This is a genomic window from Halarchaeum nitratireducens, from assembly GCF_017874695.1.
GTDB classification, from domain to species: Archaea; Halobacteriota; Halobacteria; order Halobacteriales; family Halobacteriaceae; genus Halarchaeum; species Halarchaeum nitratireducens.
In genome coordinates this window covers 113,900-135,797 of the sequence record NZ_JAGIKY010000003.1, presented here as the reverse complement: position 1 = coordinate 135,797, position 21,898 = coordinate 113,900, and the positions used below count along the sequence as shown (strand labels likewise).

22 protein-coding genes are annotated in these 21,898 nt (G+C 69.5%); 11 read left to right on the top strand and 11 right to left on the bottom strand.

Going from position 1 to position 21,898, the window contains the following annotated elements:
- Complete coding sequence (locus J2754_RS04425) at positions 1-840, top strand: succinate dehydrogenase/fumarate reductase iron-sulfur subunit (RefSeq protein ID WP_188878088.1); 840 nt, start codon at positions 1-3, stop codon at positions 838-840.
- Between the two features lie 7 nt (positions 841-847).
- Positions 848-2,674 carry an FAD-binding protein gene (locus J2754_RS04420; RefSeq protein ID WP_188878087.1) on the top strand — a complete coding sequence of 609 codons (1,827 nt, stop codon included), beginning with the start codon at positions 848-850 and terminating at the stop codon, positions 2,672-2,674.
- Between the two features lie 267 nt (positions 2,675-2,941).
- Here J2754_RS04420 and J2754_RS04415 read toward each other — a convergent pair whose 3' ends face one another.
- Positions 2,942-3,973, bottom strand: a complete 1,032-nt coding sequence (locus J2754_RS04415) for an MsnO8 family LLM class oxidoreductase (protein ID WP_211086774.1) — start codon at positions 3,971-3,973, stop codon at positions 2,942-2,944.
- Positions 3,974-4,096: 123 nt separating this feature from the next.
- On the opposite strand from J2754_RS04415, the gene J2754_RS04410 reads away from it, so the two are divergent.
- A complete protein-coding gene (locus J2754_RS04410) occupies positions 4,097-5,410 on the top strand; it encodes a 5'-deoxyadenosine deaminase (RefSeq protein ID WP_188878086.1) in 1,314 nt (437 codons plus the stop codon).
- Between the two features lie 111 nt (positions 5,411-5,521).
- Here the strand turns inward: J2754_RS04410 and J2754_RS04405 are convergent, their stop codons facing one another.
- Together J2754_RS04405 and purD are read right to left on the bottom strand one after the other, a co-directional pair.
- Complete coding sequence (locus J2754_RS04405; RefSeq protein WP_188878085.1) at positions 5,522-5,974, bottom strand: ferritin-like domain-containing protein; 453 nt, start codon at positions 5,972-5,974, stop codon at positions 5,522-5,524.
- A gap of 90 nt (positions 5,975-6,064) precedes the next feature.
- On the bottom strand, positions 6,065-7,354 hold the full coding sequence (gene purD, locus J2754_RS04400) for a phosphoribosylamine--glycine ligase (protein WP_188878084.1): 1,290 nt from the start codon (positions 7,352-7,354) through the stop codon (positions 6,065-6,067).
- Positions 7,355-7,479: 125 nt separating this feature from the next.
- Between purD and J2754_RS04395 the strand changes: the two genes are divergently transcribed.
- Positions 7,480-9,633: a thioredoxin domain-containing protein gene (locus tag J2754_RS04395; protein WP_211086773.1), complete on the top strand. Its 2,154-nt coding sequence runs from the start codon at positions 7,480-7,482 to the stop codon at positions 9,631-9,633.
- Between the two features lies 1 nt (position 9,634).
- Here J2754_RS04395 and J2754_RS04390 read toward each other — a convergent pair whose 3' ends face one another.
- Positions 9,635-10,027: a TlpA family protein disulfide reductase gene (locus J2754_RS04390; protein ID WP_211086772.1), complete on the bottom strand. Its 393-nt coding sequence runs from the start codon at positions 10,025-10,027 to the stop codon at positions 9,635-9,637.
- Between the two features lie 110 nt (positions 10,028-10,137).
- Here J2754_RS04390 and J2754_RS04385 point away from each other — a divergent pair, with 110 nt between their 5' ends.
- On the top strand, positions 10,138-11,049 hold the full coding sequence (locus tag J2754_RS04385) for a PLP-dependent cysteine synthase family protein (RefSeq protein ID WP_188878080.1): 912 nt from the start codon (positions 10,138-10,140) through the stop codon (positions 11,047-11,049).
- 142 nt (positions 11,050-11,191) lie between these two features.
- The gene (locus tag J2754_RS04380; RefSeq protein ID WP_211086771.1) at positions 11,192-12,088 is read left to right on the top strand and encodes a hypothetical protein; all 897 of its coding nucleotides are present in this window, start codon (positions 11,192-11,194) and stop codon (positions 12,086-12,088) included.
- 39 nt (positions 12,089-12,127) lie between these two features.
- On the opposite strand, the gene J2754_RS04375 is transcribed toward J2754_RS04380, so the two are convergent.
- The 5 genes from J2754_RS04375 to cyaB form a co-directional block, all read right to left on the bottom strand.
- Positions 12,128-12,577 carry a DUF5804 family protein gene (locus J2754_RS04375; protein ID WP_211086770.1) on the bottom strand — a complete coding sequence of 150 codons (450 nt, stop codon included), beginning with the start codon at positions 12,575-12,577 and terminating at the stop codon, positions 12,128-12,130.
- A 66-nt stretch (positions 12,578-12,643) separates the two neighbouring features.
- Positions 12,644-13,852, bottom strand: a complete 1,209-nt coding sequence (locus J2754_RS04370; RefSeq protein ID WP_211086769.1) for a tRNA sulfurtransferase — start codon at positions 13,850-13,852, stop codon at positions 12,644-12,646.
- Between the two features lie 72 nt (positions 13,853-13,924).
- On the bottom strand, positions 13,925-14,320 hold the full coding sequence (locus tag J2754_RS04365) for a hypothetical protein (RefSeq protein ID WP_211086768.1): 396 nt from the start codon (positions 14,318-14,320) through the stop codon (positions 13,925-13,927).
- Between the two features lie 292 nt (positions 14,321-14,612).
- Positions 14,613-15,833 (bottom strand): methionine adenosyltransferase, encoded by a 1,221-nt coding sequence (locus J2754_RS04360; protein ID WP_211086767.1) that lies wholly within the window; start codon positions 15,831-15,833, stop codon positions 14,613-14,615.
- An 89-nt stretch (positions 15,834-15,922) separates the two neighbouring features.
- On the bottom strand, positions 15,923-16,450 hold the full coding sequence (gene cyaB, locus J2754_RS04355; RefSeq protein ID WP_211086766.1) for a class IV adenylate cyclase: 528 nt from the start codon (positions 16,448-16,450) through the stop codon (positions 15,923-15,925).
- 144 nt (positions 16,451-16,594) lie between these two features.
- Here cyaB and J2754_RS04350 point away from each other — a divergent pair, with 144 nt between their 5' ends.
- Together J2754_RS04350 and J2754_RS04345 are read left to right on the top strand one after the other, a co-directional pair.
- A complete protein-coding gene (locus tag J2754_RS04350; protein WP_188878073.1) occupies positions 16,595-16,798 on the top strand; it encodes a DUF7511 domain-containing protein in 204 nt (67 codons plus the stop codon).
- 61 nt (positions 16,799-16,859) lie between these two features.
- A complete protein-coding gene (locus J2754_RS04345; protein WP_188878071.1) occupies positions 16,860-17,801 on the top strand; it encodes an FKBP-type peptidyl-prolyl cis-trans isomerase in 942 nt (313 codons plus the stop codon).
- A gap of 160 nt (positions 17,802-17,961) precedes the next feature.
- On the opposite strand, the gene J2754_RS04340 is transcribed toward J2754_RS04345, so the two are convergent.
- Together J2754_RS04340 and J2754_RS04335 are read right to left on the bottom strand one after the other, a co-directional pair.
- Positions 17,962-18,588 (bottom strand): RAD55 family ATPase, encoded by a 627-nt coding sequence (locus tag J2754_RS04340; protein WP_188878070.1) that lies wholly within the window; start codon positions 18,586-18,588, stop codon positions 17,962-17,964.
- A gap of 27 nt (positions 18,589-18,615) precedes the next feature.
- Positions 18,616-19,230 carry a nucleotide-binding protein gene (locus J2754_RS04335; protein WP_188878068.1) on the bottom strand — a complete coding sequence of 205 codons (615 nt, stop codon included), beginning with the start codon at positions 19,228-19,230 and terminating at the stop codon, positions 18,616-18,618.
- Between the two features lie 73 nt (positions 19,231-19,303).
- Between J2754_RS04335 and pyrB the strand changes: the two genes are divergently transcribed.
- The 3 genes from pyrB (at position 19,304) to J2754_RS04320 (ending at position 21,748) form a co-directional block, all read left to right on the top strand.
- The gene (pyrB, locus tag J2754_RS04330) at positions 19,304-20,227 is read left to right on the top strand and encodes an aspartate carbamoyltransferase (RefSeq protein WP_188878067.1); all 924 of its coding nucleotides are present in this window, start codon (positions 19,304-19,306) and stop codon (positions 20,225-20,227) included.
- Positions 20,224-20,688, top strand: coding sequence for an aspartate carbamoyltransferase regulatory subunit (gene pyrI / locus J2754_RS04325; RefSeq protein WP_188878065.1), 465 nt, complete (start codon positions 20,224-20,226; stop codon positions 20,686-20,688). The genes pyrB and pyrI overlap by 4 nt, the downstream gene beginning before the upstream one ends.
- Positions 20,689-20,917: 229 nt before the next feature.
- The gene (locus J2754_RS04320) at positions 20,918-21,748 is read left to right on the top strand and encodes a hypothetical protein (RefSeq protein ID WP_188878063.1); all 831 of its coding nucleotides are present in this window, start codon (positions 20,918-20,920) and stop codon (positions 21,746-21,748) included.
- Positions 21,749-21,898 lie beyond the last annotated feature (150 nt).

Here is a 21,898-nt window from a genome sequence, read left to right as displayed (position 1 = left end):
ATGAGTACTCAGACACCGGACACCGACGAGACGGACCCGCAGGCCGAACGGATGGCTCGCAAGGAAGAACGCGCCGCGGAGCGCGACGAGGCGTCCTCGAAGCCGGACGTCGGCGACGACGCGATCACCCTCAAGGTCTTCCGCTACGACCCCGAGGTGGCCGACAAGCAGGAGCCGCGCTTCGACACGTTCCACGTCCCGCGCGAACCCGGGATCACCGTCCTCGACGCGCTGATCTACGCCCGCGACACCTACGACTCCAGTCTCACCTTCCGGCACTCCTGCCGGCAGGCCGTCTGCGGGAGCGACGCGCTGTTCATCAACGGATCGCAGCGCCTCGGCTGTCAGACCCAGGTCGCGGACCTCAACGATTCGGACACCGTCCGCGTCGAACCGCTCCCGCACCGAGAGGTCGTCAAGGACCTCGTCGTGGACATGGACCACTTCTACGACCAGATGGACGCCGTCGAGCCCTACTTCAGTCCCACCGAGGAGCCCGACGGCGAGCAGCTCCAGTCCCGGGAGAACCGCGAGAAGATCAAGATGAGCACGCGCTGTATCTGGTGTGGCGCCTGCATGTCCTCCTGTAACGTCGCCGCCGGGGACAACCAGTACCTCGGCCCCGCGGCGATCAACAAGGCCTACCGCTTCTACTTCGACGAGCGCGAGGACGACGAGCGCCAAGAGGAGCGCCTGCAGATCATCGAACAGGAGCACGGCGTCTGGCGCTGTCAGACCCAGTTCTCCTGTACGACGGTCTGTCCGAAGGACATCCCGCTCACCGAGCACATTCAGGAACTCAAACGCGAAGCCGTGAAGTCGAACCTCAAATTCTGGTGAGATAGCTATGTACGAACACGACGTCATCGTCGTCGGTGGCGGCGGCGCGGGACTCCGCGCGGCCATCGGCGCACACGAAGCCGGCGCGGACGTGGCCATCGTCACGAAACTCCACCCGGTCCGCTCGCACACGGGCGCCGCCGAGGGCGGCATCAACGCGGCGCTCCGCGAGGGCGACGACTGGGAACTGCACGCCTACGACACCGTCAAGGGCGGCGACTACATCACGGACGCCCCCGCGGCGGAGACGCTCGCGCAGGACGCACCCGACAACGTCGTCCAACTGGAGAACTGGGGGATGCCCTTCTCCCGCGAGGAGGACGGCCGGATGAGCCAGCGCCCCTTCGGGGGGCTCTCCTTCCCGCGTACCACGTACGCGGGCGCCGAGACCGGTCACCACCTCCTGCACACGCTCTACGAGCAGGTCGTCAAGCGCGGCATCACGGTCTACGACGAGTGGTACGTCACCCGCGTCGCCGTCAGCGACGAGGACGACCCCAACGACCGGGAGTGTTACGGCTGCGTCGCCTGGGACATCCAGACGGGCGAGATCGCGGGCTTCCGCGGGCGCGAGGGCACCATCCTCGCCACCGGCGGCGACGGGCAGGTCTTCGATCACACGACGAACGCCGTCGCCAACACGGCGGACGGCATCGCCATGGCGTATCGCGCCGGCGTCCCCATCGAGGACATGGAGTTCGTCCAGTTCCACCCGACGACGCTCCCCTCCACCGGCGTCCTCATCTCCGAGGGGACGCGCGGGGAGGGCGGTATCCTCTACAACTCCGAGGGCGAACGCCTCATGTTCGAGTACGGCTACGCGACCAACGACGGCGAGCTCGCCTCGCGCGACGTCGTCTCCCGCGGCGAGCTCACCGAGATCAACGAGGGTCGCGGCGTCGACGACGAGTACGTCCACCTCGACATGCGCCACCTCGGCGAGGAGCGCATCATGGACCGCCTGGAGAACATCCTCCACCTCGCCGAGGACTTCGAGGGCGTCGACGGCCTCGAGAACCCGATGCCCGTCAAGCCCGGTCACCACTACGAGATGGGCGGCGTCGAGACGAACGAACACGGTCAGACCTGCATCGACGGCCTGTACGCCGTCGGCGAGGTCGCCTGCGTCTCCGTCCACGGCTCCAACCGCCTCGGCGGCAACGCCCTGCCCGAGCTCCTCGTGTTCGGCGCGCGCGCCGGCAAACACGCCGCCGGCGAGGACCTCGGCGAACCCGAGATTCCGGTCGGCAAGACGGCCGACGCCGAGGGGATCGAAGAGAGCGACGTCGACTTCCCCGTCGAACCCGGCGCGCTCGCCGCCTCGTCTGCCGCCGTCTCCGGCGACTCCCCCGAGGAGATCGTCGAGACCGCTCGCGAAGCCGAGACCGAGCGCATCGAGCGTCTCCTGGAGAAGGAGGAGGGCGTCAACCACGCGGAGGTCCGCTCGAAGATCCAGAAGAGCATGACCGCCAACGTCAACGTCTTCCGGGAGGAGAGCGCCATCGAGGACGCCCTCGAAACCATCCGGGAGGCCCGCGAAGAGTACCAGGACGTCTACGTCGCCGACACGTCCCGGACGTTCAACACCGACCTCCAGCACACCATCGAGACGCGGAACGTCATCGACGCCGCAGAGACGATTGCCATGGGCGCGCTCGCCCGCGAGGAGTTCCGCGGTGCGCACTGGCGCAAGGAACACCAGGAACGCCGCGACGACGAGTGGCTCAAGCACACGATGATCTCGTGGAACGACGGCACGCCGGAACTCTGGTACCGCCCCGCGCTCCTCGAGGGCGAGAACCAGACCTACGAGCCGAAGGAACGCCACTACTAATGGACCTCTTACCGTGCGCGGCCTCCGGCCGCGCTGGTAAAACCTCCACGGAAACCGTCCTCACCCCCTACGGGGGGTTCGTCGGTCCACGCTCGCTTCGCTCGCGTGCTGAACCGCGACCGTCACTCTCGGCCCGTGCGGGCCTTGCGTGACTCAGCGAGAACCCAGTTCTCGCCTCACGCCGGGTTCTATCGAACCACTCGGGTCGCGGACGGTTGAGCTTCGGTCTCTCGCCGCCTTTTCGCAGGATCTGCTCCCCAGCGCCGCCTACGCTCGACCGTCGAGACCGACGCCGGCCGCGATGCGCGCGTGGGAGTCGAGCGCCGTCTCGTGGTCGGGAACGACGTGCTGGATCATCACTCCCTCGACGCCGACGCGATCCGCGAGCTGGTCGAGGAGGCCCGCGAGCGTGTCGGGGCTCCCGGAGATCGCGCGGGGCCACTCGTCGGGGTCAAGGGTCTCGGGCGTCGGCTCGGGAACGCCGCCGAGCTCGTCGATGGCCTCCTCGACGTCGGGCGTCGTCCCGGCCTCGCCGCGGGCGAGGCGCTGGAAGGAGGCTTCCGCGACCGCGCGGCGCCGTGCGGCCGCCTCGTCCGTCTCACCGGCGACGGCGTTCACGGCGACCATCCCCTCGGGCTCGTCGGGGCCGCCCGGGAGCGCGCCGGCATCGAAGTGCTCGCGGTACGTCTCGAAGGAGGCGACGGCGTTCGCGGGACGGATGAACGCCGCGAAGCAGTAGCGCAGGCCGATCTCGCCCGCGATGGCGGCGCTCGACGGATCGGAACCGAGCACCCACGGGACGGGCGCGGCGGCGTCGGAACGCGGGAGCTCGATGTCCGCGTACGGGTGGCCGGAGGGATAGCCGTCGTAGAGGTAGCTCACGACGGCTTCGATCTTCTCGCGGTGATCCTCGTCGGGGTTCTGCACGCGGCGCTTCGTCCCGAGCGCGCGATCGACCGCGGGGGAGTTGCTCGCGCGCCCGAGCCCGGCGTCGATCCGCCCGGGGGCGAGCGCGTCGAGCGCGCCGAAGGTCTCCGCGGCCTTGAGCGGGCTGTAGTGGTTGAGCAACATCGCGCCGGTACCGAGGCGGATCTCCTCGGTCGCGCCCGCGAGGCGACCCAGCAGGACTTCGGGTGTCGTGCCGGCGAGCCGGTCGGCCATGCCGTGATGTTCGGCCGTCCAGACGCGCTCGTAGCCGAGACGCTCGGCCTGCCGGGCCGTCTCGACGGTGTTGGCGTACGCGTCCGTCGCCGTGCCCCCGTCGGGGACGGGCGAGAGGTCGACGATGGAGAGCTCCATGCCGTCGTTCGGGGACCGCGTCCGATAACGGTTCGGCTCGCCGCCGGCGTCGCCGGTGTCGGCGGTCGCGCGAGCGGGTGGGAGGGAAAGACAGGTGGTGCTGGCGGTCGGACGACTGTGCGGATGCTACTCACAGGAACCGTCGTGGCGGACGCCGAGACGGTCGTCGACGACGGCGGCGTCGTAGTCGAGGGAGACCGGATCACCGCGGTCGGGGAACGGGCCGACCTCGCGGAGGCCTACCCTGACCACGAGCACCGCGAGTTCGGTATCGTCGCGCCCGGCCTCGTCGGCGGGCACGTCCATTCCGTCCAGAGTTTGGGTCGCGGGATCGCGGACGACACCGAACTGCTCGACTGGCTCTTCGAGTCCGTCCTCCCGATGGAGGCGGCTCTCGACGCGGACGGTATGGCGGTCGCCGCCCAGTTGGGCTATCTCGAGTGTCTGGAGAGCGGGACGACGACCGTGATCGATCACCTTTCGGTCAACCACGCCGAGCGGGCCATCGCGGCCGCGGGCGAGACGGGGATCCGCGCGCGCCTCGGGAAGGTGTTGATGGATCAGCGCTCGCCCGCGGCCTTGGAGGAGGACGCGACGGCCGCACTCGCCGAGTCCGAGCGCCTCATCGAGCGCTATCACGGCGCGTACGACGACCGGATCCGTTACGCGGTGACGCCACGTTTCGCCGTCTCCTGCACGGAAGAATGTCTTCGCGGCGCACGCCACCTCGCTGATCGCCACGACGGCGTCCGCATCCACACGCACGCGAGCGAGAACCGCGGCGAGATCGAGACGGTCGAGGAGGACACCGGGATGCGCAACCTCCACTGGCTCGACGAGGTCGGACTGACGGGCGAGGACGTCGTGCTCGCGCACTGCGTCTGGACGGACGAGTCGGAGCGCGAACTCCTCGCGGAGACGGGGACGCACGTCACGCACTGTCCGTCCTCGAACATGAAGCTCGCCTCCGGGATCGCGCCGATCCGCGACTACGTGGATCGGGGGATCAACGTCGCGCTCGGCAACGACGGGCCGCCCTGTAACAATACGCTCGACGCCTTCACGGAGATGCGACAGGCGAGTCTGCTCGGGAAGGTCGACGACCTCGATCCGACCGCGCTCCCCGCAACGACGGTGTTCGAGATGGCGACGCGCAACGGCGCGCGTGCCGCGGGCTTCGAGAAGGTGGGAAAACTCCGGGAGGGATGGAAGGCGGACGTCGTCGGCATCGACACGGATCTAACGCGCGCGACGCCGATCCACGACGTGTGCTCGCACCTCGTCTACGCCGCGCACGGCGACGACGTCGCCTTCACGATGGTCGACGGGCGCGTGCGCTACGATCGGGGCGACTTCCCGCACGTCGATGCCGACGCGGTCCGGGAGCGGGCGCGCGAGCACGCCGCGGCGATCGACGGCGCGCCGAGTCAGGCTTGAGACGTTCCCTGCGAGGCGTGGCACCGACGCTGCGCGAACGCTGGGTCAAAGAAGTGAGTGCGAGTGGCGTGCGGCACGTTTCGAGGACGTTTCCGATGGCCTCCGCGGAGTCTACTGCTTGTACTCCTTGCGGTAGCCGCGGAACTCGGTGCGGTGGGCCTCCTCGTCCGCGAGAATGGTGGTCGCGAGATCCTCGGTGACCGGGTCGTCCGCGTCGCCGGCGGCGTGCACGAGGTCCCGGTACGTATCGATGGCGTCGTTCTCGGCGTCCAGAACGCCCTCAATGACGGAGACGACGTCCGTCGTGTCTTCGGGTGGCTGGAGGGTGTCCTGCGTCGCCTCGAACACTCCAGAGCCGGGCGGTGACTCGTCGAGTTGTTTCAGGCGGTTGCCGAGCTCCTCCGCGTGCCCGAGCTCCTCCTGGATGTCCGCCTGCAGGGACTCCTTGATCTCCTCGGCACGGACGCCGTCAAGGACGATGGAGTTCGTCATGTAGTTCATGACCGTCTCGATCTCGTCCTGATACGCCTTTTTCAGCAGTCGGATGACTTCGTCTTCTGCCATGGGTGTTGCTTCACCCGGCACCTACCTATAAGTACGGGCCGCCGCCGAACGAGGCCACGAACTGGAACGCTCGCGGCGTCGAGCAGTTGCTCAGCGCAGCTCGTCCATGTGATCGACGCGCTGGCGCACGAGGGCCGCTTTGCCGACGTCGTGGCGGACGCGGAATCCCGCGCCGAGGCCGGAGAGCGCGGCGGCGGCCTGCGACTCGGCGGCCTCGATCGTGTCGCCGCGACCGACGACGGCGAAGGAGCGCGACGTCGTCGTGTAGATGCCGTCCGCGCGGGCGTCGACGCTCGCGTAGAAGAGCAGAGCGTCGCCGACGCTCGACTCGTCGAGCGTCACCTCGGCGCCCGCTTCGGGGTCCGTGGGGTACCCTTCGGGGACGGCGTACTTACAGACGGTCGCCTCGCCCGTGAAGTCGAGCGTCGGGAGCGCGTCGCCGTCGCGGCCCGCCGTGAGGACGTCGATGAACGGCGTTTCGAGCACGGCGAGGGTGTTCATCGCCTCGGGGTCGCCGAAGCGCGCGTTGAACTCGACGACCCGCGGTCCCTCGGCGGTGAGCATGAACTGCCCGTAGAGGACGCCTCGATAGTCGTCGAGCGCCGCGACGACGGCCTCGATGATCGCCACGGCGTCGTCGTAGTCCTCTTCGGTCATGAACGGGAGCGTCGCGCCGACGCCGCTGTAACTCCCCATCCCCCCAGTGTTGGGCCCCTCGTCGCCCTCGTAGGCGCGCTTGTGGTCCTGCACGGCGAGCGTCGGGCGCACCTCGCCGTCGGCGACGAACGCCTGCACGGTGAACTCCTCGCCGACGAGGCGCTCCTCGATCACCCACTCGTCGTGGCCGCTCTCGCGGACGTAGTCGGCGGCTTCCGCGTGCGTCACCTGATCGCCCGTGACGCGCACGCCCTTCCCGCCGGTGAGGCCCGCGGGCTTGACCGCCGCGTCCTCGCCCTCGTCCGCCAACGCCTCGACATAGTCCGCGGCCGCGCCGGCGTCGTCGAACGTCTCGAACCACGGCGTCCCGGGGACGTCGTTCTCGGCCATGAACTCGCGCTGGAACTGCTTGTCCGTCTCGATGCGCGCGTCGGCCTGCGTCGGGCCGAAGGCGTAGACGCCGGCGTCTTCGAGGGCGTCCACGACGCCGGCCGCGAGCGGTCCCTCCGGGCCGACGACGGCGAGGTCGGCGTCGATCGCCGTCGCGTAGTCGACGACGGCGTCGGGGTCGCTCTCGTCCACCGTCTCGACCGACTCGGCGAGCGAGGCGATACCCGGGTTCCGGTTCGACGCGCAGGCGTAGAGGTCACAGTCGTCGGCGAGCGCGCGCGCGATGGCGTGTTCGCGGCCGCCGCCACCGATCAGCAGGACGGTCTCGGACATGGGCGAATCGAGAAAGCACAGGGGTGTAAACGTTGCTCTTACAGACGGCAGAAGTGTACACGGACGTGGGTACGAGCGGCCGCCGACGCACGATCCTTTACCCGCTTCCGGCCCAACCACCGCCCATGAACGATCCGACGGACCGCAATCGCCTCGACGCGGAGGCGAGTCCGTATCTCCAGCAACACGCGGACAACCCCGTCAACTGGCAGCCGTGGGACGACCCGGCCTTCTCGGCCGCCGAGGAGCGCGACGTGCCGGTCTTCCTCTCCATCGGCTACTCGGCCTGTCACTGGTGTCACGTGATGGCCGAGGAGTCCTTCGAGGACGAGACCGTCGCCGCGTATCTCAACGAGCACTTCGTCCCCGTCAAGGTCGACCGGGAGGAGCGCCCGGACGTCGACGACCTCTACATGACCGTGGCGCAGTTGGCGACGGGCGGCGGCGGGTGGCCGCTCTCCGTCTGGCTCACCCCCGACAAGCGACCGTTCTACGTCGGGACGTACTTCCCGCGCGAGTCGAGCGGGGATCAGCCGGGGTTCCTCGACGTGCTCCGATCCCTCCACGAGCGCTGGGAGACGGAGCGCGAGGCGATCGAATCGCGCGCCGACCAGTGGGCGAGCGCACTCGAGGGCGAGGTCGAGGCCGTCCCGGACGCGGACGCGGAACCGCCGGGACGCGACGCCCTCGACGCCGCCGCGTCGGCCGCGATCGAGCGCGCCGACCGCGAACACGGCGGATGGGGAACGGGACAGAAGTTCCCGCAACCGGGCCGCCTCCACGTCCTCCTCCGCGCCGCCGCCCGCGGGGGAGACGCGGCCGACGAGGCGCGCGCCGTCGCCACGGAGACGCTGGACGCGATGGCCGCCGGGGGGCTCTACGACCAGCTCGGCGGGGGCTTTCACCGCTACTGCGTCGACCGCGACTGGACGGTCCCCCACTTCGAGAAGATGCTCTACGACAACGCCGAACTGCCGCGGGCGTATCTCGCCGGCCACCAGCTCACCGGCGACGACCGATACCGGGAGGTCGCGGCGGGCGCGCTCGACTTCGTCGCCGACGAGCTCTCCCACCCCGAGGGCGGCTTCTACAGCACGCTCGACGCGCGAAGCGAGGGCGAGGAGGGGGCGTTCTACGTCTGGACGCTCGACGAGGTGAGCGACGCCGTCGACGATCCGACGGACGCCACGGTCTTCGGCGCGTACTACGGCGTCACCCAGACCGGGAACTTCGAGGGGAGTTCGGTGCTCACGCGCAGACGCACGCTCGCGGACGTCGCAGACGAACTCGGGATGGAGACGGAGGACGCGCGCGCGCGCCTCGATCGAGCACACGCGGCGGTGTACGAGGCGCGCGCGGCGCGGCCGCGGCCGGCTCGCGACGAGAAGGTGATCGGCGCGTGGAACGGGCTGGCGATCCGTGCGTTCGCCGAGGCCGGCCTCGTCCTCGACGCCGACTACGCGGCGCGCGCCGCCGACGCGCTCGACTTCGCGCGCGATCGCCTCTGGAACGAGACGGAGGGGCGACTCGCGCGGCGGTACGCCGACGGCGACACGAAGGGCGAGGGGTACCTCGAGGACTACGCGTTCCTAGCGGCGGGGGCGTTGGCGACGTACGAGGCGACGGGCGACGGCGCGCACCTCGCGTTCGCGTGCGACCTCGCCGACGCGCTCGTCGCCGAACACTGGGACGAGAGCGACGAAACGCTCTACTTCACGCCGGCGAGCGGCGAGCAGTTGCTCGCGCGTCCGCAGGACCTCGCCGATCGCTCGACGCCCTCGCCGACCGGCGTCGCCGTCTCCGTGCTCGACGCGCTCGCGGCGTTCCGACCCGAGGGCGGGTATCGGGACGTCGCGGACGCCGTGCTCGCCACGCACGCCGAGACGATCGAGACGCGAGCGCTCACGCATCCGTCGCTCGCGCTCGCCGCCGACACGCGCGAACGCGGCCACCTCGAAGTGACCGTCGCGGCCGACGAGATACCCGACGCGTGGCGCGAGGCGGTCGCCGCGCGCTACCTCCCCGACCGCCTGCTCTCGCGGCGTCCGCCGACGGCCAACGGCCTCGACGGCTGGCTCGACCGGCTGGGCCTCGACGAGGCGCCGCCGATCTGGGCGGGGCGCGGGCGGCGACCCGCGGACGCCGCTGAACGTTCAAGCGGAGAGCAACGCGACCCGCGAACCGACGACGGCCCGACCGCGTACGTCTGCCGGCGCGCGTGCTCGCCGCCGGTCACAGACACCGACGCGCTCACCGAGTGGCTAGAAGAGTACCGCTAGCTCAGGCGGACGCCTCGAGTTCGTCGAGGCGCTCGGCGAGCCAGACCGCGATCGGTCGGTCCTCCTCCTCGACGAAGCGTGCGAGCTCCGTCCCCTCCGCGTCTTCGACGACGACGGTCGGGATGAGTTCGATGCCGTACTCCTCGACGCCGGGACCCTGCTTCTCGTCGTCGACGCGCTCGACGGGGTAGTGCTCGACGTCCTCGACGCCCGCGGCCTCCAGGGCGGCCGCGAAGTCGGGGAGTTGCCCGCGGCAGTCGCCACACCAGTCGCCGCCCCACACCTTCACGGTCACGTCGTCGCTGAGGCGTCGCCACGTCTCGACGGTGTCTTCGTACGCGTCGGCGTCCCACGCCGGGTTCGGGTTCATCGTCTCGAGTCGGTGGTCGGACATACGCGCCCGTAGACGCTCGACGGGCTTAACGCCCCCGCCCCGGGGGACGCTCGCCGAGTCGGCGGCCGCGAGCGCCATCGGTTTAACCCCCTCACGCGTATCACGGCGTGATGATCGACAGCATCCTCGACGCCATCGGGACGCCGCTCCTCCGCGTCCCGTCGCCCGAGGGCGCGACAATCGCCGCGAAGGTCGAGTCGTTCAACCCCGGTGGCTCCGCGAAGGACCGCCCGGCCCGCGAGATGGTGTTGGCCGCCGAGGAGTCCGGCGACCTCTCCCCGGGTGATCGCATCGTCGAGGCGACGAGCGGGAACACCGGTATCGGCCTCGCCGTCGTCTCCGCCGCGCGCGGCTACGACCTCACCATCGTCATGCCCGCCGACATGTCACAGGAGCGCCGGAACCTCCTGCGGGCCTACGGCGCCGACCTCGAACTCGTCGAGGGGTCGATGACGGACGCGAACGAGCGCGCCGCCGAGATCGCCGCCGAGACCGACGCCTACCCCATCCGGCAGTTCGAGAACGACGCGAACCCGCGCGCGCACTACCGCACGACCGCCGAGGAGATCCTCGAACAGGTCGAGGGACGCGACATCGACGCCTTCGTCGCCGCCGTCGGTACTGGTGGTACGATCACCGGCACGAGCCACCGCCTCCGAGAGGAGTTCCCCGACATGGAGGTCGTCGCCGTCGAACCGGAGGGGAACGCCGTCCTCTCCGGCGAGGAGCCCGGCGAGGACGCCTTCCAGGGGATGGGTCCGGGATTCGTCTCCGACATCCTCGACGTCGAGGTCATCGACACCATCGAGACCGTCGACATCGACGACGCCGAGGCCGAGTGTCGCAGTCTCGCGCGCGAGCAGGGCGTCCTCGTCGGCCAGTCCTCCGGCGCCGTCTCGCTCGTCGCCCAGCGCGTCGCCGAGCGCTACGCCTACGAGGCCGACGACGACGAAGAGCCCCTCATCGTGACGATGTTCTGGGACAGCGGGGAGCGCTACCTGACGGCGGGCGTCTTCGACTGACCCGTTCGCCGTGCGACGGCGTCGCCGTCTCGTACGCAAAACCCCGGGGTCGCGTGCGCACCGACCCCGTCACCTGCGGACCGGCTCAAGTCGCGCTTTGAGTCTGCGAAAGTTATTCCACCCGCCTCACACGAGAATGCGTATGCGCCGACACGTCATCGTGCTCGCCGCCCTTCTCCCGCTGGTACTGCTCGCTGGCTGCTCGGCCGCCGGAAGCATCTCGATGGACCCGGTCTCGAACGCCGAGCTCGTCGATCACGCGAGTCGAGACGCGCCCACCGACGAGGCCGAACCGGACCCCGAAGCCCGGATGATCCGCGACGCCATCCGGAACGGCTCCGCGACCATCGAGGACCGACACGCACCCGTCGAGGCGGGCTTGCCGTTCGCGTACCGGGGGTCGTACTACGACCTCTCGTGGACGATCGTCGGGGAGCGCGAGGCGACCGGCGTCGACATCGAAGTCGACTACAACGCCTCGAACGTCTCCGCGAACCGCATCGCGTACGACGACCTCCCCGAATCCGATCAGCGCGCCCTCGACATGCTCTTCCCGCCGGGCGACAACCGGCGCACGGAGGGCTACGACCTCGGGACCGACGGGACGTACACCGACGCCGAAGCCAACCGCTCCGTCCTCGTCCCCACGCAGGAGTACGACGCCGTCGTCTACGAGGGCGACGCGTATCCGATTCGCGTCAGTAACACCCACGACGTCACGTTCAACACGTATCGCTACACGTCGACGGTCGTCGCTGACGACGCCGACGCCTACGCCCGGCAGTTGAAGGACGAGCACCTGTTCACGCTCGACGGACTCAACGAGAGCGAACGCGCCGTCGTCTCCGAAGCCATCAACGGGAGCTACTACGCCGAGGACACCGACGACACGGCCTTCCGCGGCGTCCTCGAACGCTTCCGGGCGCACGACGACGACGCCGTACAGCGCGAGGAGACGCGCGGCTCGTGGATCGTCCGATACGACGACACCGTCTACTGGGCGGATCTCAGCTACGTGCAGTTCGACGACGAGCACTGACGGACGACGCGACGCAACGCGCCCCGAGACGCGCGCGGTTCAGAAGAACTCCTCTTTGGTGACGCGCACCACGACGGTGTCGTCGTACTCGGGGCGCTCGTACGTCCCTTCCTGGGCGTCGCCCCGGAGGACCATCGTGGGATCGACGAGACGCCCGTCCGCGACGCCGTAGACCGTGAGTCGGTTCACGCGCTCCTCGGGGTCGCCGCCGCCGTCGCGGAGTTCGCGGGCGAGGGGGCGAGAGAGCCACTCCGTCTCGCTGACGCTCGGATCGCGGACGAACGCGTCGGCGGCGACGCGCGCGAGGTACCAGTCGAGATCGTTGAGGAGCGACACCGCCGTCCCCAAGCTGATCGTCTCGACGACGAGCGCGTTCTCCCACGGGAACGTCGGGTCGTAGGTGGCGAGCGCGCGGTAGGCCGTCTCGTAGGCGTAGAGGTCGTCGGGGAGCGTGACGTCGTCCTTCCCGACGATGCAGACCTCAGTCACGGGAGACACCCGGATTCGGCCGCCCGGCAACTTCGTTCGGCCCGTCGGAAGTCACGCAGGACGCGGTCACGGCGACACCTCCGGTTCCGGTTCGACGGCGATCGGATCGACCGGGACGACGTCACGCGCGTCGGCGGCGGCCTCGGCGAGGTCGAGGAGGTCGTCCGGCTCGGCGGCGACGACCCGCTCGGCGCTCGCGGCGGTCGCGGGCCGGGCGGGGGCGAGGCGGTCGCAGCCGACGTTCATCGTGGCGTCGCGGTACGTCCCGAGGTCGCGGGCCCGTGCGACGACGTCCTGTTTGTCCCACGAGAGCAGCGGCCGATGGACCGGGAGGTCGCTCGCGCCCGCGACTGCGGCCATGTTCGCCGTGGTCTGACTCGATTTCTGGCCGACGGCTTCGCCCGTGACGACGCCGACCGCGCCGACGTCGCGGGCGACGCGCTCGGCGACGCAGTACATGAAACGACGGAAGGAGAGCATCCGGGTGTTGCCGACCTCGGCGTCGAGTCGCTCGACGGCCTCGCCGGCGGGGACGCGCCGGACGTCGAGGTCGCGTCCGGGCGCCCACTTGGCGAGGTGCCGGACGGTCTCGACGGCCCGGGCCTCGTGGTCTGCCCCGCCGTACGGTCCGAGATCGAGGTAGACGGGCACGACGGGCGCGCCGCGCTTCATCGCCAGCCACGCGGCGACGGGCGAATCGATACCACCGGACACGAGCGCGACGAGCGGCTCCTGGGTCCCGAGCGGCATCCCGCCCGGGCCGTCGCGTTCTTCGAGGAAGACGAACGCCCGCGCGTCCCGACACTCCACGCCGAAGGTACGGTCGGGATCGTCGAGGTCCACCGCGGGATCGAAGTCGTCCTCGACGGTCTCCCAGACGGCCTGTCCGCCCTCGCGGCCGATGTCGTGGCTCCCGAAGTCGTGTTCGCCGGCGCGGCGCGCGTCGACGCCGAACGTCCCGCCGTGGTAGCACTCGCGCGCGGTCGCCGCCAGCGCGTCCGTGATCGCGTCGAGCGAGGCGTCGACGATCCGCGCGGGGCTGGCCGACACGACGCCGAAGGTGTCCGTTGCGGCGGCGGTCGCCGCCTCGACGTCCGCGGTGTGGATCACGAGCCGACCGTACTCGCGGGCGACGCGGCCGTCGATCCCGCGCGCGTCGAGGTGCGCCCGGAGGTCCTCGACGAGGCGCTCCTCCATGCGCGTCTGGACGGAGCGGCTCTTGATGCCGACGTCGCCGTGGCGGACGAGCACGGCGTCGGCGTCCGGCGGATGCATACTGCGCGAAACGAGCGCGCGGAGTAAAGAAACGTCGCTTCCCGGTCCCCTCACTGATCGGGGACGAGGCACTCACACCGGCCATCGCCGTCCCGCGACGAGTGCGGCGAGAGCGTACTGGGCGAGCGGTGTGATGACGACCGCGACGATGGCGGCATATCGGCGTGAGAGGAATGGGAGCGTCGCTTCGTACACGACGAGGATGATCGCCGTCGTGACGACGGCCATCAGGACCGTCCACCCGATCCGGAATCCGCGGCCCCGTGTACTCGGCCAATACTCCTCGTAGATCCGTGGGACGAACGTCCCAATAGCGAGAACACACCCGAACAGCACGATAAACGGCACGCCGAGCGAGAAGAGGACGGCGAACGCGACGACGGCAAGTACCACAGCAACACCGCTGACGAGCAGATTCTCCGTGAGGTCTTCCCGTAACTTCTGTCGTAGCGGTATACTATCCGACATACGGTACCCAACACGACGAGTTACCTAAAACGCGATCCACGTGACCGGTCAGTGACCGATTCCCGGTCGGTACGCGCACGGATGACCCGGTACTCCTACGACGACAAGCGATGAACCGTGCCCGGGGCTAGCGTCCGCGCGACGAGCGGTCCGGTAGGACCCGGTAGTCGCGCGGTTCACTCGCGACTCAGTCGCGAGGCGCAAGTGACCCCGTAGGTCACGCCGCGCTTTCAGTGGAAGTTTTGCGAGCGCAGAGCGCGCCGGAGGCGCGTTCAATCGCTGCAAAAATCCGTTAGAAGGTGGTGAGCTCGCCGTCGATGACGCGCTGGGTGATGGAGGTGACGTCGGCGAGTTCGGCGTCGACGATCTCGCGGACGTCGGCCTCGATGTCGGCGATGGCGACGCCCTCGTCGGTGACGACGTGGACGTCGGCGACGTGGGGTTGGTCGATCGGGCGGCCGATCTGGCTGAGGAGTCGGACTCGAAGATCCCGGATGCCCTCGACGTCATCGACGACGCTCTCCGCGATCTGGGTGGAGAGGAGGTTGTAGATCTTCCCGATGTGGTTGACCGGGTTCTTACCCGACGTGGCCTCCATGCTCATCGAGCGGTTCGGGGTGATGAGGCCGTTCGCGCGGTTGCCCCGCCCCACCGATCCGTCGTCGCCCTGTTCGGCGCTGGTGCCGGTGACGGTGAGGTAAACGGAGCCCTCCTCGTAGTCGTCGGCGGTGTTGACGTGGACGGTGACGTCGCGGTCTGTGTGGTCGTCGGCGAGGGCCGCGACGGTCTCGCGGACGCCCTCGATCTCGGCCTCGTAGGCGTCGATGTCGGGGACGTGGCGGTCGACGAGCGCGACGGCGACGGTGAGGTCGATGTGGTCGCCCTCGCGTTTGCCCATGACCTTCACGTCCTGTCCGATCGCGGGGTGCTCAGCGTGATAGGGGCCGTTGAGGTGGCGTTCGGTTTCGAGGACGAGCTCCTCCGTCTCGGTGAGGGGCGCGTGGCCGACGCCGAAGGAGGTGTCGTTCGCCTCGGGGACGTGGCGTTCGTCCTCGCCGAAGACCTCCTGGAGGTCGCCGGAACCCTCGCCGAGGCGGACGTCGACGACGATGTCGGTTTCGAGGTCGAGAGCGGGGAGCGTCTCGCGGAGGTAGTCGCGGGCGGCCTCGAGGGCGATGGCGTCGACGGGGATGTGGTGTTCCGTGCCCGTCTCGTCGACGTAGTGTTTCGTGGCGCGTCCGACGACGAGGAGGTAGACCGGCTCGATGACCTCGCCGCCGCCGAAGGCGGGCGCGGCGGTGCCGGCGACGAGTTGCGTCTCGTCGGTGTTGTAGTGGAGGACCTTCCCGACGCGATCGAGGTAGGCCTGCGCGAGGGCCTCGGAGACGTGTTCGGCGACGCCGTCGCAGATGGAGTCGGGGTGGCCGACCCCCTTTCGCTCGACGATCTCGACGGTCTCGTCCTCGACGGCCCCGCGGTCGATCGGCTGGACGCGGATGTTCCGCTCGGTCATTGGCCACGTTTGGCCGTCGGCGGTTCTATAACTTGCGGAAACGAAAGCGTCGTCGAATATGCTCTGCGGTTATGGGATCGTCGCGCGGACTACTCCAAGAGGAGGCCGAGGTAGGAGGCGCGGATCTGGTCGCTCGGGTCGAGACCGAGGCGACGCAGGACGTCGAACGCGCCCTCGCGGGCGGCCTCGACGTCCTCGCTCTCGCGTTCGACCTCGACGAACTGTCCGAGGCCGCTCACGTCGTCGAGGACGACGGTGTAGCCGTCGTAGGCGTAGTAGGTCCGGGTCTTCTCGACCGTCGCGGCGGGCGTGAAACCGACGCCCTCGAAGATCGCGCCGGCGTCCGCACCGTCCTCGACGCCGGTCTCGACTTCCTCGCGGGCCTTCGACTCGCTGTCGACCTTCGGTCCCTTGTAGGTGATCCGGGCGCGCTCGCCCTCGTCGTCCGTCACGCGTCTGACGCGGAGGGCCTCGTCCGTCTCCGCGAAGTCGCGGTGCGGCGCGTCGTAATAGGTGTCGACCTGTTCGACCGTCTCCCCGCGCTCCGCGCCCGCCGACTCCAGGGCGTCGCGGACGCCGCCGTGGTCCGCGGGCACCTTCACCTCGACTTCGTACATGGGCGAGGCGTCGGCGGGCGCGGTGAAAAGGCGTCCGAAACGGCTCGGCGCGCCGGCGGGACGCCGGTGGGACGGGCGACTATTGAGGGATCCGTACCCCTCTTAGCAGGCTTCTTATCCAGTGACGGTCCACTCACAGGTGGGATGTCAGCAGACTCCGCCGCCGGCGACGCGCCGCGTCCGACCGTCCCCGCTCCCGAGTACGCGCTCGAATCGGTCGTCGTCCGACAGGAGCGCGGTCCGGATCGCTGTACGTGTTACCCTGACGACGCCGACGAGGCGACTCGGCTGACGACGTGGCTCTCCGTGAACGCGAGCGTGGTCCGCGACCTCGAAAGCATGCGCTGACCGGTTCGGCTCGCGCGGTAGAAACGTGATTCTTAAGGGTCGAACGGGTGTCCGTGTGCGTATGAGCGACCAGCAAGAGGCCGAGGCGGCCGACGACACAGACGCCGAGGAGTCCGAGGGGCTTCAGGCGGGCGACTTCATCGAACTCGCGTACACCGCACGCACCGTCGAGGACGGCGACCTCGTCGACACGACCGATCAGGAGGTCGCCGAGGAGGAGGGCGTCGACACCGACGAGCAGGAGTTCGCTCCGCGTACGATCGTGCTCGGCGAGGGCCACATCTTCGAGCCGGTCGAGGACGACATCATCGGCAAGGAGGTCGGCGACACCGGGACCGTCGTCGTCCCCGCGGCCGACGCCTTCGGCGAGTACGACGAGAGCGAGGTCCGCACCGTGAGCGCCGAGAAGATCCCGGAGGACGATCGCTACCCCGGCGCGCACGTCGACATCGAGGGCCAGCACGGCCACGTCGAGACGATCATCGGCGGACGCGCGCGCGTCGACTTCAACCACATGCTCGCCGGTCAGGACATCGAGTACCAGTACGAGGTCATCGGCGAGGTCACGGACCGCGTCGAAAAGGCCCAAGGCCTCCTCAGCATGTACTTCGACGTCGACCTCGACATGCACATCGAGACGGACGAGGTCGAGGAGGAGGTCGAAGTCGAGAGCGAGGACGAGGACGCCGAGCCCGAGTTCGAGACGGAGACCGTCGAGAAGGAGACGCTGTACATCGAGCAGAGCCCGCAGCTCCAGTTCAATCAGCAGTGGATGATGGGCAAACAGCAGATCCTCCAGCAGGTCATGGACCAGATCGACGTCGATCGGGTCATCGTCCAGGAGGTCATCGACGGCGCCGGCATGGGCGGCATGATGGGCGGTATGGGCGGTATGATGGGCGGCATGGGCGGCGGCGAGGAGGACCTCGGCGACATCGAGGACGCCCTCGAGGACGCGGACGTCGACGCGGACGAAATCGTCGACGAGCTCGACGAGGAATAACGTCGTTCTAGGGGAACGACGGACTACCGAGCGGGGAGGCACGACCCGTGAGGAGTCCCGTCGTTGCGCGGAGACGGCGGAGTAACGGGCGCTGACGGCGATCGTACGCCGGCCCCCCAGCGTGCCCTTCTATCGACGCGGACGAGCGGCGAGCGACGCGTCAGGCGATGTCGCGCGAGGTGTCGATCCCGACGCGGTCGCCGAGGTTGAGCTTGATCGTCTCGTCGAGTGCGTTCCCGCCGCGGAACTTCAGGACCGAGAGTGAGTTCTCGACGTCTCCGCCGGAGATCTCGGTGCGCAGGCGGAAGGTGACGTCCGCGATGTGGATCGTCGTGTCGCGGAGTTCGGGGACGTAGCCCCCGCGGAGGCCGTGGAGGACGGCGACGCTCCCCGTGTTGTGCATGTGGTTCTGGAGCTCGGAGAGGAAGGTCTCGTAGCGGGCGCGATCGCTCCGTTCGAGGGCGTCGACGGGATCGACGATGAGCGTCTCGCTCTCGCCGACGTTCCGGAAGAGCCGGCGCCCGTCGTCGAGCGGGGAGTCGCTCGCCAGGTAGCGGACGTCGGGGGTCTCCGGTGGGACGGCGGCGTCCTCGAAGGCGTCGACGACGGCGTCCTCGGTCCGGTCGGCGGTCAGGTAGAGGGTGTCGCGGGCGGCGGCGAACTCGTGGAGTAACAGCTCCCCTTGACTCGCCGGCGGCGACTCGTAGACGACGAGGCTCCCGGCCGGGAGCCCACCGCCGAGCTTCCGGTCGAGCACGTCGATTCCCGTGGGGAGCCGATCCGCCATGCTACTCAAATAGGGGCGATCGTATTGTTAAGCGTTCGGACCGATAACCCCCGCGACGCGGCCGTGAGCGACTGCCACGGCCACGTCGGTGAGCGGGTCACGGGCGGCGGGTACGGGCGCGGTGAGCGCCTCGACGACGCGCTCGATCCCGGTCACGTCGCCCGCGGTTGCGACGACGACGCACGCGACGACGGGTGTGCCGAGCGCCCGAGCGAGCGCGGCGCTCTTCAGCCCGTCTCGGACGGCGTCCCGGTCGGGGGTCGCGACCACGACGGCGGCGTCGGCGGCGGCGAGGGCCGCGCCGACGTCCGCGCCCGCGCCGGCGGCGGCGGTGTCGAGGATCACCGGCCGATCGGCCGGGAGCGCGTCGAGGTACGTTTCGGGGTCGGCATCGCCCCCGGCGAGCACGTCGACGCCGGGCGGGGCCGCCGCGGGTTCGGCGGCCGCATCGATGGGGACGCCGGCGGCGATGTCGGCGACGCCGCGCTCACCCGCGGTCCCCGCGTAGAGGTGGCAGTTCGGCATCCCGCGGTCGGCGTCGACGGCGAGCGGTCGACGGCGGCGGCGCACGTAGGCGTCCGCGAGGCAGAGCGCCGTCGTGGTCTTTCCGACGCCGCCCTTCCCGCCCGCGATGGCAAGCATGCCCACGGGTGGCGCCCCCATCCGATACAAAGGTTCGGGAGCTTCAAGGCGTCCCCGCGCGGGTGTAGTGACGATGCGCCACGACCACCTGCTGACCGCGAAACAGCTCTCGCGGGCGGACATCGAGGCGGTCTTAGCGCGCGCGCGGGAGTTCGCGGACGATCCCGCCGCGCACGCGGACCGGCACCCCGGCGCGCTGCTCGCGCTCTGCTTTTTCGAGCCGAGCACGCGGACGAAGATGAGCTTCGAGACCGCGGCGAAGCGCCTCGGCGGCGACGTCATCGACATGGGGGCGGTCGAGGACTCGTCGGTGAAGAAGGGCGAGTCGCTCGCGGACACCGCCCGCGTCGTCGAGGGGTACGCGGACGGGATCGTTCTCCGACACCCGAGTCAGGGCGCGGCGCGGATGGCGAGCGAGTTCGTCGACGTTCCGCTCGTGAACGCGGGCGACGGCGCGGGCCACCACCCGAGTCAGACGCTCCTCGATCTCTACACGATCGATGAGAACGCGGGTCTCGACGATCTCACGATCGGAGTCATGGGCGATCTGAAGTACGGGCGAACGGTCCACTCGCTCGCGCACGCGCTGACGAACTTCGACGTCCGTCAGCACTTCATCAGCCCGGAGAGCCTCCGGCTGCCGCGATCCGTCCGCTACGACCTCCACGAGGCCGGGGCGAACGTCCGCGAGCACGACGACCTCGACGCCGTCCTCCCCGAGCTCGACGTGCTCTACGTGACGCGGATCCAGCGCGAGCGCTTCCCGGACGAGGAGGAGTACGAGAAGGTGGCGGGCGAATACCGGATCGACGCGGAGACGCTCGGGGCCGCGTCGGACGACCTTGCCGTGATGCATCCGCTCCCGCGGATCGACGAGATCGACCCGGAGATCGACGCGTCGCCGAACGCGACCTACTTCGAGCAAGCGCACAACGGCGTCCCGGTGCGGATGGCGCTGCTCGATCTCCTGCTCCGAGAGGGGGGTGACGCGGAATGACGGGGACGGACACCGAACTCCGCATCTCGAAGATCCGCGACGGGACCGTCATCGACCACGTGCCGGCCGGCGAGGCCCTCCACGTTCTCGCCATCCTCGGTATCGATGGGAGCGGTGGCGAGGGCGTCAGCCTCGGGATGAACGTGCCGAGCGAGACGATGGGACACAAGGACATCGTGAAAGTCGAGGGCCGCGAGATGAGCCAGGCCGAACTCGACGTCCTCTCGCTCATCGCGCCCGACGCGACGGTCAACATCGTCCGGGAGTACGAGGTCGCGGAGAAGACCGAGATCGAACCCCCCGAGCAGGTCGCCGGGCTCCTCAGCTGTCCGAACCGCCACTGCATCACGAACGCCGGCGAGCCGGTCGAGACCCGTTTCGACGTCCTCGACGAGGGGGTCCGCTGTGCGTACTGCGAGACGATCGTCCGCGAGGAGATCACCGACCACCTCGCCGTCTGAGACGCCAGACCGGCGTCCCGAAAAGGTATAGTGGCCCGACGTGTAGCGAGTGGATATGCGCACGTCCATCAAGCTCGCCCTGGCACTGGTCCTGATCGTCCTCGTCTACAAGCTCGTCGCGGGTGGCGCACCCGAGGACGACATCGACCGTATCGACTGATCGGCGCCCGATCGGTACGCTCCTCGGCGGAACGAACGCTTTAGGCGGCCGGGTCCCCGATCCGTGTACATGTACGGTATCGTCACGCGGAACGCCGAGGAGATCGAGTGGTCGGAGTTCGACGTCGGATTCTACGAGGTCAAACGCGTCACCGGCCAGCACGGCGAACCCGTCGAGGGCGCCGTCAACCTCGTCTCCTGTTTCGCCGATACGGCGAGCGCCGCGACCGAGGACGACGCCGTCGCCGTCGATTCGTCGGGGCGGCCCGCGACGACGGACCACCCGGACCTCGATTCGGGGCACGTCTGCCCGAGCGACGAGGGGTACCGAAACGGACTCTACGAGGTGATCGAGGCGTGCACGCGCGCGAGCGGCGACGTCCGTCTCGACGAGGTCGGCTTTCCCGGCCCCGGTTTCTGTCACTGCGAGCGCTGCGAGGGGGCGTTCGCGGAGAGCGAGTACGACGAGTGGGCGGCGTGGCGTGCGTCGGTGCTCACGTCGTTCGTCGCGGGGGCGGCCGAGCGCGTCCCCGGCGATCTCTACCTCACGCTCCACCCCGACCCGTATCCGGGGCACCTGTTCGCGCGCTCGGGGATCGACCTCGAAGCGCTCGCCGCGCACGTCGACGAGTTCGTCGTCCCGCTCTACGACACGGCGTACGGGACGACGTACTGGCTGGAGAGCCTCGCCTCCGGCTTCGCGGACCGATTGACGGACCTCGACGCTCGCCTCGGCGTCGAGCTCTACGCGGTCGACCCCGACGTGGACGCGCTCGCGGCCGCGGCCGAGACGGTCGAAGCGCAGGCCGACGGCGTCTACTTCGGCTACCACTCGGGGAACGCCCGGGCGGTGTTGCGACGCTGGGACGCCGAGGCGCGAGACGGCGTCGAGTGGGGGTAGCGTGACAGCCTCGCGGGCGAGAGCGTCGAACCCGGGGCGACGCGACCAGCGAGTGCCGCGGACATCGTTCCCCCGAGACGTCCCGGGCGGCCCGAACGCGAGCGTCGATCGAAGCGAGGTGCTGTGGGGTCCGCGGCGTCGCAATACTCT